This window comes from Dorea sp. ICN-14282 (assembly GCF_037890115.1).
In the GTDB taxonomy this organism is placed as follows: domain Bacteria; phylum Bacillota; class Clostridia; order Lachnospirales; family Lachnospiraceae; genus Dorea_B; species Dorea_B phocaeensis.
The window spans coordinates 143,960-156,666 of the sequence record NZ_JBBKBH010000002.1; the positions used below are offsets into that span (position 1 = coordinate 143,960).

A 12,707-nucleotide genomic window follows, 5' to 3' on the forward strand; every position below is an offset into this window, starting at 1 on the left:
TTTAAAGGAGGAACATCACATGGGGCTTGCAATTCCAATTGAAACCAGCGCCCGCCACATTCATATGTGTCGGTCTGATTTTGAGGCCTTATTCGGAACAGGCGCCGAACTTACTTACAAGGCAGATTTAAGCCAGCCGGGACAATTTGTTGCCCAAGAGCGGTTAACCATCCAGGGACCGAAAGGCTCCTTTGAAAACGTTGCCATCTTAGGTCCATTCCGAAAGGAAACACAGCTTGAAATCTCCATGACCGATTCCCGTAAGCTTGGAATTCCCGGTGTTATTCGGCAATCCGGAGACACTGCCGGATCTCCCGGCTGTACTCTGATCGGTCCCAATGGTTCTCTCACCATTGATCATGGCGTAATCGTAGCCAAACGCCACATCCATATGACGCCCGTTCAGGCGATTCAGATGAATGTCAAAGACAACGATGAAGTCTTTGTCATCATGGAGAGTTTCGAGCGTTCTCTGATTTACGCCGACGTGATTGTCCGGGTCAGTCCCGATTATGCGCTGGCCATGCACGTTGATACCGACGAGGCAAATGCGTTTGCCAATGACAACCACCCCACCGGGGTCATCTTGAAATTATTCGGCGGAAGAACTTATAATCTGCAGAAATGGGCGGAAGAACTACAAAACGGGATTCACAGACTTTAATCTCTGTGAATCCCGTTTTACATTCCTGTATCTTCCCTTTATGCCCCGGCAGATGGGAGATACGGTCTTAATACCCCTGCCACATTGCTGATTGGCATCGTCTGAAGCCAAACTTTTCCAGGACCTGTAATTACAGTATTAAACACACCTTCTCCGCCAAACAGCATATTCTTAACTCCCGGCACACTGCGGATCTCCATATTACATCCTGCCGTCATCGCTGCCAAATGTCCCGTGTCTACCACAATCTGCTGCCCCGGCTGAAGCACATATTCCACCACGTGACCGTCAAATTCTGCAAACACAATTCCGCAGCCGCCGGCTTTCTGTAATATAAATCCTTCCCCGCCAAACAGACCCGAACTAAATCTCTTACTAAACGAAATACTCAGCTCCACACCAGCTTCTCCTGCCAAAAATGCACTTTTCTGGAAAATCATTTCCTGTCCCGGCGCGATCTCAAAGGCCTTGACAGAACCCGGAAAACTGGACGCAAATGCAATCATCCCCGGTCCCCCCTGCGCCGTATAGATGTTCTGAAACATACGCTCTCCGGAAAACATTCTTCCCAGCGCCTTGCCTAAGCCTCCATTCGTACTCGTCTCCATCAGCATATTTGGAGACATCCAAGACATGCTTCCTCCTTCGGTAATCATACGCTCGCCCGCTTCCAGATGGCAGATCACAACCGGCAGCGTCTCTCCTTGAATCTGATACCTCATTTTCGTTTCCTCCTGTTCCTTTTCTTATCTCATCTTAAAGACCGGACTTATCTTCTTGTAAATAATAAATACGATCATAGATACCACTATGCCTTTCAGCAGGTTAAACGGCGCCACTGCAAACATCACGAAAGTAAAAAGATTGGTAATAGATCCATTGATCTTGCTTCCCATCTCTACCAACACTTCCATTGGCATTCCAAACGCTTTCGCATAAGCAGGAAGCAGTACATAAGCATTCAGCACACAGCCTGCTGCCGTCATTAACACCGTTCCAACCAACATTCCTGTCACCGCTCTTTGTCGGGTTCGTTTCCGCTGATAAATCAGTCCTGCTGGAATTACAAGCGCACAGCCAATTAAAAAATTAGCCACTTCTCCAACTCCAGCTGTCACTGTTCCGTTAATTGCAAAATTCAGAAGAATCTTCAAAAACTCTATCGCTGCTCCCGCTGCCGGACCCATAGCAAAACAACCAACCAGAACCGGAACCTCACTAAAATCAATCTGGTAAAATGCCGGAGCAAATGGAAGCGGAATCTCAAACAGCATTAATACTACCGCAATCGCAGAAAGCATTGCAATCTGCACCATTGTTTTTACCCGTGTTTTGGTTTTGATCTGTTCTTTCATCATTACGTTTGTGTTCATGTTTCTTTCTCCTTTTGATAAATTTTATCTTAAAGAAAGAAATTCTTCTGTTAAAAGATTTTGGGTTTACTAGGAATAAATTTTCCCATAAAGCAAAAGAAAATCCCGATATAGAACTATATCGGGATCTTATTGCTTTCGTAACAACCACTCAGTTCTTCTCTCATCCAGACTGTACTGTCGGTTCTGGAATCTCACCAGATCAGCCGCCGCTCAACGAAAGCGACAGGTCGCGGACTATACCGCCGGTTGGGACTTTCACCCGACCCCGAAGAATTTTTTTCTTTATTCTTTTTTATTGTATACCTGCCGAAGCGAATATTCAAGCATTTTTCTTAACTTACTGATGGTAAAATTTCCTTAACTTACCAGCGGCAGAATATAATTCACCCACAGCCAGCTTGCCGGCATCACCAGAATCATCCCCGGAATCATATCCGCAATCGGGAACATCCGAAGCTTCACCATCCGAAATCCCGTAGCCAGCATAATAAAACCGCCGCACGCCTTGAAATCTGCAATCATAGCAGGCGTACACATGGGATAAATGATTCCTGCACAAAAAAACAGAATCAGGAAAATGACCATCTGCGGAATGGCAATCACCGACACCACCATTCCTAAACTGCACGCAAAGATAAGCGCTGTAAACAGATCCAAGATAGACTTCGCCATCAGAATGCTGTGATCTCCTGTCATCCCTGAAATAATGGATCCATAGATCCCTGTACCCGATGCACAGAACAACACAATTACCGTTACTAGCGTTGCCGTAAATTCCTGTTTTTCCATATTACTTTTCTTAGACGGGAACCATTTGGCTACTCCCTGCTCCATCCAGCCTGCGCCTCTGTTGATCCGCTCTCCCAGATGGATCCATAAGCCAAGCGCCGTCCCGATAATCACAGCAAATACGACTGCCGGCATATTTTCCATCAAGACGATGCTGCTGATTCCCATACTCATAGAACAGATTCCAAAGACCAGATTCAGATTATCCTTAAACTCCTGCTTAAGCTTTCCGCCCACCAGCGCGCCAATCATTCCGCCGATGGCCACCGAAAGACCGTTTACAATTACACCAATTGGCATTTTTTGTTTCCTCCTCTATCCGCCATTCCTCTCTGACGATACCCGCCATGTGCCAAAGCACATTCTTTTCTATTATAGAAGATTTTCCCCAAATGTCAAAATGTAATTCCCTCCACTTCAAAACAGGTAATCCACGGATATTCCACATATTTCACGACAATGGGGTCTGAAATCTTGATCCCTTCCGCCGGATAATATACATTTCCCAATTCGCTTTGATCCACCAGGAACCCCTTCAAGGTCATAGCTTCTTCATCCTCTTCGGTAAAACTTACCGAAATCTCCTTATGCGGAGCCGCACATCAGCTAGTGATCTCCTCCACATTCAGAACGATGTGGCGCCATCCGTTTATCTGCATATAGGCTTTCGCCCGATCATTTACATCTACCATATCCTGCTCTATTTCTCCAGATATTTTCCTTTCAGCTCTTCCACCTTTGCTGTATAGGCATCATTCTGCTTTTCCGCCATTAACTGCTGATAGATCTGAGCTCTCACCTCATCAAATGCTGCTTTGGAAGAATCCTGTTTCTTCTCCACCTTGATCAAATGAGCTCCAAACTGTGTCTTTACCGGTCCTACGATCTGACCAATCTCAGCCGCAAATGCTGCGTCTTCAAATTCTTTCACCATCTGCCCTCTTCCAAACTCTCCGAGGTCTCCGCCGCGCTCTTTGGACGGGCAGGTAGAATACTCTTTTGCTGCGTCCTCAAAGGTCTTTGCACCGCTCTCAATCTGTGCCAGAACGTCTTTACATGCTTCTTCTGTCTCTACCAGAATATGTTTTGCAGATACGGTGGCACCTTTTTCAAACTTCTTCGGATTCGCTTCGTAATAATCCTTGATCTCGTCCTCTGTCACCTGTACTTTCTTCAACGTATTGCGCATTGCAAGCTGCGCCAGAATATCACGCTTAGCGCTCTCCAAAATAGTCTTGTACTCTTCTGTTTCATCAAGCTTCTCATCCTCGCCAAACTGCGCAAACATATGGAGAGAAATCAACTGATCCAAATACTGATCCCGATACTGCGGATTTGCTGCATATGCCTGCTGCTCTCTTGGGATTCCCTGCAGATATGCATGAAATTCTGCCTCTGTAATCTCTCTTCCTGCTACTTTTGCCAACACTTTATCACTCATGTTACTGTTCTCCTTTTCTTGTTAATGTGTCTATTATACGCGACACTACTTACTTTTGTAAAGTTCGTCTACAAGCACGTTCCTGGCTAATCTGTAATCGCGCTTCCTGCTAATCTTGTATCACCCCACGGAGTCCTTATAGCCAGTGTCCCTTCTCCGTATCAAAAGCGGCTTCTTTTCTTAAGCCCAAACATACCTTCAATCCTCTCTATTTTTTCTTCCTATCACTTCTACTTCTCCATTTAAATCGTTTTCAAAATAACGCAAAACCAATTGCCGCCCTTCTTCATTTCCAACTATTTTTTGTAAGTTTTTATAAAGCAAAAGTAGCGGGAGAACAAATATTATTAATATTTCTCCTAACAAAAACGGATCTCCCTTAGAAAAAAGGAACCCTATTATTAACATGGCAATCAAAAATATTTGAGCTCCTCTTTTTATATATGGCAAAACCATGAATTCACCTTCCAAAACAACGCTATCATCATGGCTTTCTACGGTTGCCCGAAACTGTTCCCAGCCACCGCCATTCATACTTCCCACCGCACAACTTACTTCCAAAACATTGTTTTCTTTATCATAGCTTGCTAATATCGTTTTTCTATACGCTTGATTTTGTATATTTAACTCTTTTGTAGTTTGATTAATTAAATACAAAAACTGCTCTTTTGACTCAGGAATTACTATTCTGTATTTCATTCTAATCTCCATTTTGCGTGTTCTCTTAGTCTCTATCTCCCCTTAATCTGGAAACCATTCTTTTAATTTTTATAATAATTCCACCAATACCACCTAATCTTGATAATAAAATGCCAAGGCAAAAAAATATTACCAAGACAGCAACTATATCCAAATAATTCTCAACCATATTTCCCTCCTAAAATTCACGTTTTATATTTATTTTTCAGTCAAACAAAACTGGGATTTTTCTATAATTTATTTCCCACTCATTTTCTTTTTAGAGAATAGATAAGAAACCACACCCGGAATACCAACCCATGCCGCCATTGCACAGATGGTAACAATTTCAAAATTGGAAATCGTCAAAGCGCAAGTGATATAGAGTAGAGCAATCGGAAGTGAGATATAGCCTAAAATGCTATGCGCAATATTCCATGTATCCTCGTCACATATTGTCCACGGCAAACGCACCCCAGTATGTCTGCTGTATGGCAGTTTCGGAGATATAATACCTGCGAAAATCATCACGCAGGACACCAACGCCATAGCAAACATCTTTTCTCCATTTTCTGAAAATGTAAAGATATCAAACGCTACTAAAATCGCAAAGATTATTCCTATTGCTAAAACAAGAATATTGAAAATGGTCGTAGTGCGCAAAATGCCTATTTTCAAATCATCTGTCGTTATGCTGGTAAGTAAGGCTAAGTTACGATACAAGATGATGACTGCCGCAAGCATACATGCACCTACAAGCAGAATGGACACTATTTCATTTTTTACAATCAAAGCAATCAGCATAGCGGCAATCGAAAGGAATAAGATCAATTCTCTTTTTTCCCCGCCTGCATAACTAGTTTTTCCCATCTGTTTTTCTTTGCCAGCTGCTCATTCAACTGTTCCAATTCTTCAGACAAATTCAGATTGTCACTGCTGTCTGTTTCAATGTCCAAAAGACTGCCAACAGACACATCCAGTAATTCCGCCATGTGAATGAGAACACCTGCATCAGGAACCGATAATCCTTTTTCCCACTTAGATATTGTTTGCCTTACTACATTAAGTTTTATAGCCAACTCTTCTTGCGAAAGCCCTTTTGCTTTTCGTAAATTTCTAATATTTTCGTTTAACATAACCTGTGCCTCCTTTGTTTTGATACAACTATTAAAAATCAAAACAACCGTTACCACAAGCAACGCAAATTAACATCTGTCATTACTCACATAAATTTCTATTTGTTTATTTCTTCTTTTTCGGCTTTGGACTTGGCAGATCCTCATACATAGCATTAAACAATCCTGTCAAAAACTCTTTATTATCTATTTCATCTACCAACAACATTTCTTTTGCTCCCTCATAAGGTAATTCATACAAAGCTGTTGGCATATAACTAATTGCTGATTTTACCGGTTTAACAAGCAATCTATCATCATAGATACCACCTACAATCTTACCTCGATAATAGATAATAAATTCTCCCATCATAGCTCGATATGTAATTTCATCTAATCCAGATAACTGCCCTAAAATAAATTCCAAATATTCCTTACTTGACGCCATGACTTCACCTCAAAATTTGAAATTGTAATTACATTCCATACATATTGGCATTCTTTACAATTACTTTATCGCCTTTTTCTAATTGTTCCTTGGAAATTCCTCGTAACCCAAGTCCAACATGCTCTGTTTTATATCCACAACCATTTGCTTTTCGTTCTTTTGTATGTACATCGACAGTAGTAATTCTAGTTTCTAAGACATCTCCATTTGCTTTATAAATACACGCATTTTCTCCTTCTCTGCACATCCCTATTAATATGTTTCCTACGGCAACTGTTCCAACCCCCATAATTGTAAATACATCATCAATAATCAATTCAAAATCTTCTTTTAAACACGATGGAACATCTAATCTGTTCATATATTCTTTTTCTCGTTCTTTTTTGCTTTTACCAAATAATCCCATAATATTTCTCCTTTACAACTTCAAAGTTGACTATTGCTTTTTTCTCTTTTTGCAATATGTGTTGGAAGTAACAAAAATAAAAATCACCAACATTATAATACACGGCAACCCCACATGAACAGCAAATGCTTCCGTATCAATATATCCTGTTATTCCAATTACTAGTGCTATTCCAAAGCAAAAAATAGAAAAACATCTATTCAACTTTCTTTCATCATACTTTGCTTTATCTTCATCATTGGCAGTGTTATATCCTGCAATAAGAAAACCGCCTTTCCCAAAAGCAAACATTATACCCATTATTGCGAATATAACTGTAAGAATAATAATCCCAATCATGTGGAACCTCCTTTACAACTTTCGATTGAGATTTCACCTGTTTTAGGGAATTTAATAACTGTTATATTTTGTTATTAAATTCTCTGCAAACCCTTGAAAACACTGGATTTATCGCAGGTGAGCTTTCCCTTATTGTTTCCCTTGTGTTATATCGTCCCGTCAGCGTTTACGAACTCTGATAAGGGCAAATACAAGGGCAAGAAAAATCTATAAAACAGTATAACACAAAATAAAAGTGACATGGTGAACTGATTGAAATGCTTCTGATTTTTGTAACAAATGACTGATTGAATGATAAGGAGATTCTATACGATGAGAACAATATTTGCAGAATACAATCCACACAGAAACAGCATTGATATTTATACTTCTGCTGGTTATATGCTCCGCATTGACTGTTGGGAAGCCGAAAAGGATTTAAAAACCACACCCGGATCAGACTGTGCATTGAACGCACTTGCCATTGATAAACCGCTTGAATATGCAAAATTATATCTTGATGAAACAATGCAGATATGGGTAGATGCAGAAGATTCATTAGAACTATGGTGATTTTTTCAACAGCACTAAGGTTACTTTTTCCCAATCTCATTTATTGAGAATCGTCTTTTTACCGTGCATATATATTCAATATCTTTTTATCTATTATAATGAAATCAAGGGCTGGTCTAATGCCAGCCCTACAAAAATGAAAATTCACATAGAAAATAAATTTACAATTTTTCCGATATAAACCTGTTATCAACAAATACAAACATAATTTATATTATCGTATCTATTGATATGATATGTATTTCAAAGAGTTACCAGAAGTTTTTGAAAACTTTTCCCTTGTGATATTATCTAAAGCTCCTAATTTTATACTTTTCCCATGATGGAGCAGCTTATTTGACCGTATCTTTAATAGCTGTATTTTTGTAATTAGATGTAACACCACCGGATTTTCATCCGTTGAATCATCCGCATATTTAAGACAATAAGAAAGACCGGTGCCATTACCTCCTGTCCACAACATATTATCTGTTGTGAATATCTGATATACCTTCGGTGTTTCTGCCGTATAAAATGTCTTTTCCCCAGATGCAGGCGTTTTCATATTATTGCCTTTTTGTTGGCGGTACATTGAAGATACCGTATTTAGACCAGAACCAATGTGCATACTTCTGTTCCTCCAATCATTTTATCTGAATTGTAAATGTACTGCTTCTCTGACTGTTTTCAGTGTCCTTGAAATAGTGTCAAAAAGAGGTGCTATGCCTGGCTTAACTACCGTATGTTTTGCACGGTCTTTTACATCATGCACTCCAAATCCGTAACACATATTTCTGCCCTCTGCGGAAAAATTCACGGTATCTCTGTCTTTATGTACATTTGAACTGCTTTTTTCTGCATTTATGTGTTCCCGCATTTCAGAATTTATTTTATATCCATCATACTGAAACGCCTTACTCTGCCTACTGTAAACTTCCAACGACATATCCGTGTCCTCCTCAGATTTTCGTATCTAATGTAGATAATAAATCTACATTATCGTATTCCGCTTGAGTATATGCTCTTACCACTGAACTACTGTTTTCTGACATTTCACTAATATACTCATCTCTATCTTTGCGTTTCTCACGCAATTCTTCCAAATATTCTTCATCTCTTTTTCGTTTCTCACGCATTTTCTCTAAGTATTCTTCTTGCTCACGTTTTTTGTCCCGTCTACTTTTTGCTGCTTTTTGTTGATTTTGTGTACTCAATACATCTGAACTTTTATTTGACGAATTAGCTGTTCTCATACCACCACATGAAGATTGCCGATTTCCATTAGCATCATATGTAACTGTCCTGCCTCCCAACTCTACACCGTCACGCTTTGCAAAAGAATATACTTGTGAATTTGCTGCAACCTCTCCGGATAAATTCCATTCTATTTCTTTTGCGAATTCCGGATCATTAGCCATTTTTTTCAAACAGTCATAAGAAAGATTTACGACCACTTTATTGGAATTGCAAGGCACAACACCGCCGTTGGTATTAAAACTTATTTGCGGAAACTTTTTACATAATTTTTCATAATATTCTTCCACACTATTAGAATTGTGTTTTGTGTCACATAATTGTTATATGAATTGCTTATACCTGTCATTGACATATCCGTGTCCTCCTTTGAAATCCTTTTCTGTCCGTTATTCTCACTCAACCTTTTTCCCAAACTTATAATTACTTGGATATTCCAAATTATAAATATCCTCTCCATACGGAATATCCAAAGTATGATTTTCACTTAAAATATATTCCTTATCGCCAATCTTAAAAATGTCTCCGGCTTCATATTCATCAAGTAAAATGCCACCAGAAGTCAAATTCTTGTATCTTGCATCATATCGTTCCTTAGACTGAATTGGGCTTGTTGTTTTAGTGGCAGAATAAAATTGAGTTGCTTCCCTATCTCCCATCTTTACAGTGAAAAAGCCGTTTTTTATCCCTGCATTTTCCATATAGCCTCTTATTTCTTCATCTGAATAAGACAACTGAACATATACAGGGTCTTTTGTCATCATGTAATTCCAAAAGCTCGCATACCTTTCCAACACCGGATCATAAGGTTCACCACGCATAATCTCGGAAACAATAGAGCCTATCCCCTTATTATCTGTGTATAAACAATGCTCCTGTCCGTCACCGGAAACATATTTAAAATACTTATTCTTCCCAAAGTCAATGATATTATCTTCTGCCTTAATTTCATTCAGACAAGCTCCACTGATTTTAGGTATCTGCTCCGCTGTAAAAAATGTTCCTCCGCATTCGTATATATCTCCCTGTTTTCGCACCTTAGAAATATCATTATTCATAGCAGCTAATACGCTACCCGGAATCATTTTTCTTCTTTGTCCCGCTGAAATTGTATATGTACCTGCATCATATGTTGTACTTCTGACAAACAAATCCTTTTTCCCGCTTTGACCAACATTTTGATAAAGCAATATATAATTTTTTAAATACAAATTTAGAAACTAATGTAAAAATTCCTAATATTGAATATTCGTATATTAGTGATGAATTATCTATACTAGGTTATAAAGAAATTAAAGGAACTTTTTTAACACCAGAAATTTATTCTACTATGTCAGAAGAAGAACAAAATTTGTTAAAACGAGATATTGCCAGTTTTTTAAGACAAATGCACGGTTTAGATTATACAGATATTAGTGAATGTACTATTGATAATAAACAAAATGTATTAGAAGAGTATATATTGTTGCGTGAAACTATTTATAATGATTTAACTGATATAGAAAAAGATTATATAGAAAGTTTTATGGAAAGACTAAATGCAACAACAGTTTTTGAGGGTAAAAAGTGTTTATGCCATAATGATTTTAGTTGTAATCATCTATTGTTAGATGGCAATAATAGATTAACTGGAATAATTGATTTTGGAGATTCTGGAATTATAGATGAATATTGTGATTTTATATACTTACTTGAAGATAGTGAAGAAGAAATAGGAACAAATTTTGGAGAAGATATATTAAGAATGTATGGAAATATAGATATTGAGAAAGCAAAAGAATATCAAGATATAGTTGAAGAATATTATCCTATTGAAACTATTGTTTATTGATGATAATATGGTTTTTGATATTGATAATTTAAAAGGATTTCTTAATGATACCAGTTCATTTGGGTTTATAGCTAAAGAAAATAATAAAATTATAGGATTTGCATATTGCTATACACTTTTAAGACCTGATGGAAAAACAATGTTTTATTTACACTCAATAGGAATGTTACCTAACTATCAAGACAAAGGTTATGGTTCAAAATTATTATCTTTTATTAAGGAATATTCTAAAGAGATTGGTTGTTCTGAAATGTTTTTAATAACTGATAAAGGTAATCCTAGAGCTTGCCATGTATATGAAAAATTAGGTGGTAAAAATGATTATAAAGATGAAATAGTATATGTATATGATTATGAAAAAGGTGATAAATAAATGAATATAGTTGAAAATGAAATATGTATAAGAACTTTAATAGATGATGATTTTCCTTTGATGTTAAAATGGTTAACTGATGAAAGAGTATTAGAATTTTATGGTGGTAGAGATAAAAAATATACATTAGAATCATTAAAAAAACATTATACAGAGCCTTGGGAAGATGAAGTTTTTAGAGTAATTATTGAATATAACAATGTTCCTATTGGATATGGACAAATATATAAAATGTATGATGAGTTATATACTGATTATCATTATCCAAAAACTGATGAGATAGTCTATGGTATGGATCAATTTATAGGAGAGCCAAATTATTGGAGTAAAGGAATTGGTACAAGATATATTAAATTGATTTTTGAATTTTTGAAAAAAGAAAGAAATGCTAATGCAGTTATTTTAGACCCTCATAAAAATAATCCAAGAGCAATAAGGGCATACCAAAAATCTGGTTTTAGAATTATTGAAGATTTGCCAGAACATGAATTACACGAGGGCAAAAAAGAAGATTGTTATTTAATGGAATATAGATATGATGATAATGCCACAAATGTTAAGGCAATGAAATATTTAATTGAGCATTACTTTGATAATTTCAAAGTAGATAGTATTGAAATAATCGGTAGTGGTTATGATAGTGTGGCATATTTAGTTAATAATGAATACATTTTTAAAACAAAATTTAGTACTAATAAGAAAAAAGGTTATGCAAAAGAAAAAGCAATATATAATTTTTTAAATACAAATTTAGAAACTAATGTAAAAATTCCTAATATTGAATATTCGTATATTAGTGATGAATTATCTATACTAGGTTATAAAGAAATTAAAGGAACTTTTTTAACACCAGAAATTTATTCTACTATGTCAGAAGAAGAACAAAATTTGTTAAAACGAGATATTGCCAGTTTTTTAAGACAAATGCACGGTTTAGATTATACAGATATTAGTGAATGTACTATTGATAATAAACAAAATGTATTAGAAGAGTATATATTGTTGCGTGAAACTATTTATAATGATTTAACTGATATAGAAAAAGATTATATAGAAAGTTTTATGGAAAGACTAAATGCAACAACAGTTTTTGAGGGTAAAAAGTGTTTATGCCATAATGATTTTAGTTGTAATCATCTATTGTTAGATGGCAATAATAGATTAACTGGAATAATTGATTTTGGAGATTCTGGAATTATAGATGAATATTGTGATTTTATATACTTACTTGAAGATAGTGAAGAAGAAATAGGAACAAATTTTGGAGAAGATATATTAAGAATGTATGGAAATATAGATATTGAGAAAGCAAAAGAATATCAAGATATAGTTGAAGAATATTATCCTATTGAAACTATTGTTTATGGAATTAAAAATATTAAACAGGAATTTATCGAAAATGGTAGAAAAGAAATTTATAAAAGGACTTATAAAGATTGATTATATAATATATGAAAAGCTA

At 36.7% G+C, this 12,707-nt stretch carries 19 protein-coding genes, 2 pseudogenes and 1 riboswitch; of the genes and pseudogenes, 5 read left to right on the forward strand and 16 right to left on the reverse strand.

Going from position 1 to position 12,707, the window contains the following annotated elements; translation table 11 throughout:
- The first annotated feature begins 19 nt into the window (after positions 1 to 19).
- Positions 20 to 664, forward strand: coding sequence for a PduL/EutD family phosphate acyltransferase (locus WKT00_RS05945; RefSeq protein WP_101694899.1), 645 nt, complete (start codon positions 20 to 22; stop codon positions 662 to 664).
- A gap of 38 nt (positions 665 to 702) precedes the next feature.
- Here WKT00_RS05945 and WKT00_RS05950 read toward each other — a convergent pair whose 3' ends face one another.
- The 12 genes from WKT00_RS05950 to WKT00_RS06005 form a co-directional block, all read right to left on the reverse strand.
- Positions 703 to 1,386: a TIGR00266 family protein gene (locus tag WKT00_RS05950; protein ID WP_340261874.1), complete on the reverse strand. Its 684-nt coding sequence runs from the start codon at positions 1,384 to 1,386 to the stop codon at positions 703 to 705.
- A gap of 24 nt (positions 1,387 to 1,410) precedes the next feature.
- Positions 1,411 to 2,037 carry an ECF transporter S component gene (locus WKT00_RS05955; RefSeq protein ID WP_101694901.1) on the reverse strand — a complete coding sequence of 209 codons (627 nt, stop codon included), beginning with the start codon at positions 2,035 to 2,037 and terminating at the stop codon, positions 1,411 to 1,413.
- 151 nt (positions 2,038 to 2,188) lie between these two features.
- Positions 2,189 to 2,317: riboswitch (FMN riboswitch) on the reverse strand.
- A gap of 80 nt (positions 2,318 to 2,397) precedes the next feature.
- A complete protein-coding gene (locus WKT00_RS05960) occupies positions 2,398 to 3,129 on the reverse strand; it encodes a DUF554 domain-containing protein (protein ID WP_340261877.1) in 732 nt (243 codons plus the stop codon).
- 95 nt (positions 3,130 to 3,224) lie between these two features.
- A complete protein-coding gene (locus WKT00_RS05965; protein WP_340261880.1) occupies positions 3,225 to 3,374 on the reverse strand; it encodes a hypothetical protein in 150 nt (49 codons plus the stop codon).
- A gap of 155 nt (positions 3,375 to 3,529) precedes the next feature.
- Complete coding sequence (locus tag WKT00_RS05970) at positions 3,530 to 4,270, reverse strand: peptidylprolyl isomerase (protein WP_101694903.1); 741 nt, start codon at positions 4,268 to 4,270, stop codon at positions 3,530 to 3,532.
- 198 nt (positions 4,271 to 4,468) lie between these two features.
- Positions 4,469 to 4,981, reverse strand: coding sequence for a hypothetical protein (locus WKT00_RS05975; RefSeq protein ID WP_340261887.1), 513 nt, complete (start codon positions 4,979 to 4,981; stop codon positions 4,469 to 4,471).
- 13 nt (positions 4,982 to 4,994) lie between these two features.
- A complete protein-coding gene (locus WKT00_RS05980; protein ID WP_173814579.1) occupies positions 4,995 to 5,138 on the reverse strand; it encodes a hypothetical protein in 144 nt (47 codons plus the stop codon).
- Positions 5,139 to 5,206: 68 nt separating this feature from the next.
- Positions 5,207 to 5,818 (reverse strand): SdpI family protein, encoded by a 612-nt coding sequence (locus WKT00_RS05985; RefSeq protein WP_340261893.1) that lies wholly within the window; start codon positions 5,816 to 5,818, stop codon positions 5,207 to 5,209.
- On the reverse strand, positions 5,776 to 6,084 hold the full coding sequence (locus tag WKT00_RS05990) for a helix-turn-helix domain-containing protein (RefSeq protein WP_173814581.1): 309 nt from the start codon (positions 6,082 to 6,084) through the stop codon (positions 5,776 to 5,778). The genes WKT00_RS05985 and WKT00_RS05990 overlap by 43 nt, the downstream gene beginning before the upstream one ends.
- A 106-nt stretch (positions 6,085 to 6,190) precedes the next feature.
- Entirely contained in the window at positions 6,191 to 6,511 is a 321-nt protein-coding gene (locus WKT00_RS05995) for a TfoX/Sxy family protein (RefSeq protein ID WP_101694905.1), read from the reverse strand.
- Between the two features lie 28 nt (positions 6,512 to 6,539).
- Positions 6,540 to 6,917 carry a hypothetical protein gene (locus tag WKT00_RS06000; RefSeq protein WP_101694906.1) on the reverse strand — a complete coding sequence of 126 codons (378 nt, stop codon included), beginning with the start codon at positions 6,915 to 6,917 and terminating at the stop codon, positions 6,540 to 6,542.
- A 30-nt stretch (positions 6,918 to 6,947) separates the two neighbouring features.
- Entirely contained in the window at positions 6,948 to 7,256 is a 309-nt protein-coding gene (locus WKT00_RS06005) for a DUF3784 domain-containing protein (protein ID WP_101694907.1), read from the reverse strand.
- Between the two features lie 312 nt (positions 7,257 to 7,568).
- Between WKT00_RS06005 and WKT00_RS06010 the strand changes: the two genes are divergently transcribed.
- A complete protein-coding gene (locus tag WKT00_RS06010; protein ID WP_008115692.1) occupies positions 7,569 to 7,808 on the forward strand; it encodes a DUF6061 family protein in 240 nt (79 codons plus the stop codon).
- Between the two features lie 376 nt (positions 7,809 to 8,184).
- Here WKT00_RS06010 and WKT00_RS06015 read toward each other — a convergent pair.
- The 4 genes and pseudogenes from WKT00_RS06015 to WKT00_RS06030 all read right to left on the reverse strand — a co-directional run.
- Positions 8,185 to 8,415 (reverse strand): annotated as a pseudogene (locus WKT00_RS06015) (hypothetical protein); the annotation flags it as partial.
- Positions 8,416 to 8,436: 21 nt separating this feature from the next.
- Positions 8,437 to 8,733 (reverse strand): hypothetical protein, encoded by a 297-nt coding sequence (locus WKT00_RS06020; protein WP_022154349.1) that lies wholly within the window; start codon positions 8,731 to 8,733, stop codon positions 8,437 to 8,439.
- A gap of 13 nt (positions 8,734 to 8,746) precedes the next feature.
- Positions 8,747 to 9,331: a DUF6033 family protein gene (locus WKT00_RS06025; RefSeq protein ID WP_022154350.1), complete on the reverse strand. Its 585-nt coding sequence runs from the start codon at positions 9,329 to 9,331 to the stop codon at positions 8,747 to 8,749.
- Between the two features lie 105 nt (positions 9,332 to 9,436).
- Complete coding sequence (locus tag WKT00_RS06030; RefSeq protein ID WP_340261915.1) at positions 9,437 to 10,252, reverse strand: hypothetical protein; 816 nt, start codon at positions 10,250 to 10,252, stop codon at positions 9,437 to 9,439.
- Between WKT00_RS06030 and WKT00_RS06035 the strand changes: the two are divergent.
- The 3 genes and pseudogenes from WKT00_RS06035 to WKT00_RS06045 all read left to right on the forward strand — a co-directional run.
- A pseudogene (locus tag WKT00_RS06035) lies at positions 10,222 to 10,869 on the forward strand (aminoglycoside phosphotransferase family protein); the annotation flags it as partial. The gene WKT00_RS06030 and the pseudogene WKT00_RS06035 overlap by 31 nt on opposite strands.
- 10 nt (positions 10,870 to 10,879) lie before the next feature.
- Positions 10,880 to 11,245, forward strand: a complete 366-nt coding sequence (locus WKT00_RS06040) for a GNAT family N-acetyltransferase (RefSeq protein ID WP_002303448.1) — start codon at positions 10,880 to 10,882, stop codon at positions 11,243 to 11,245.
- Complete coding sequence (locus WKT00_RS06045) at positions 11,246 to 12,685, forward strand: bifunctional aminoglycoside N-acetyltransferase AAC(6')-Ie/aminoglycoside O-phosphotransferase APH(2'')-Ia (protein ID WP_001028144.1); 1,440 nt, start codon at positions 11,246 to 11,248, stop codon at positions 12,683 to 12,685.
- Positions 12,686 to 12,707 lie beyond the last annotated feature (22 nt).

Excerpts from the sequence above, each read along its gene's own strand:
- WKT00_RS05945 (WP_101694899.1), top strand. The coding sequence starts at position 20 with ATGGGGCTTGCAATTCCAATTGAAACCAGCGCCCGCCACATTCATATG.
- WKT00_RS05960 (WP_340261877.1), bottom strand. The coding sequence starts at position 3,129 with ATGCCAATTGGTGTAATTGTAAACGGTCTTTCGGTGGCCATCGGCGGA.
- WKT00_RS06040 (WP_002303448.1), top strand. The coding sequence starts at position 10,880 with ATGGTTTTTGATATTGATAATTTAAAAGGATTTCTTAATGATACCAGT.
- WKT00_RS06010 (WP_008115692.1), top strand. The coding sequence starts at position 7,569 with ATGAGAACAATATTTGCAGAATACAATCCACACAGAAACAGCATTGAT.
- WKT00_RS05955 (WP_101694901.1), bottom strand. The coding sequence starts at position 2,037 with ATGAACACAAACGTAATGATGAAAGAACAGATCAAAACCAAAACACGG.
- WKT00_RS05975 (WP_340261887.1), bottom strand. The coding sequence starts at position 4,981 with ATGGAGATTAGAATGAAATACAGAATAGTAATTCCTGAGTCAAAAGAG.
- WKT00_RS05965 (WP_340261880.1), bottom strand. The coding sequence starts at position 3,374 with ATGACCTTGAAGGGGTTCCTGGTGGATCAAAGCGAATTGGGAAATGTA.
- WKT00_RS05980 (WP_173814579.1), bottom strand. The coding sequence starts at position 5,138 with ATGGTTGAGAATTATTTGGATATAGTTGCTGTCTTGGTAATATTTTTT.
- WKT00_RS06045 (WP_001028144.1), top strand. The coding sequence starts at position 11,246 with ATGAATATAGTTGAAAATGAAATATGTATAAGAACTTTAATAGATGAT.
- WKT00_RS05970 (WP_101694903.1), bottom strand. The coding sequence starts at position 4,270 with ATGAGTGATAAAGTGTTGGCAAAAGTAGCAGGAAGAGAGATTACAGAG.
- WKT00_RS05990 (WP_173814581.1), bottom strand. The coding sequence starts at position 6,084 with ATGTTAAACGAAAATATTAGAAATTTACGAAAAGCAAAAGGGCTTTCG.
- WKT00_RS05950 (WP_340261874.1), bottom strand. The coding sequence starts at position 1,386 with ATGAGGTATCAGATTCAAGGAGAGACGCTGCCGGTTGTGATCTGCCAT.
- WKT00_RS05995 (WP_101694905.1), bottom strand. The coding sequence starts at position 6,511 with ATGGCGTCAAGTAAGGAATATTTGGAATTTATTTTAGGGCAGTTATCT.
- WKT00_RS06000 (WP_101694906.1), bottom strand. The coding sequence starts at position 6,917 with ATGGGATTATTTGGTAAAAGCAAAAAAGAACGAGAAAAAGAATATATG.
- WKT00_RS06020 (WP_022154349.1), bottom strand. The coding sequence starts at position 8,733 with ATGTCGTTGGAAGTTTACAGTAGGCAGAGTAAGGCGTTTCAGTATGAT.
- WKT00_RS06005 (WP_101694907.1), bottom strand. The coding sequence starts at position 7,256 with ATGATTGGGATTATTATTCTTACAGTTATATTCGCAATAATGGGTATA.
- WKT00_RS05985 (WP_340261893.1), bottom strand. The coding sequence starts at position 5,818 with ATGGGAAAAACTAGTTATGCAGGCGGGGAAAAAAGAGAATTGATCTTA.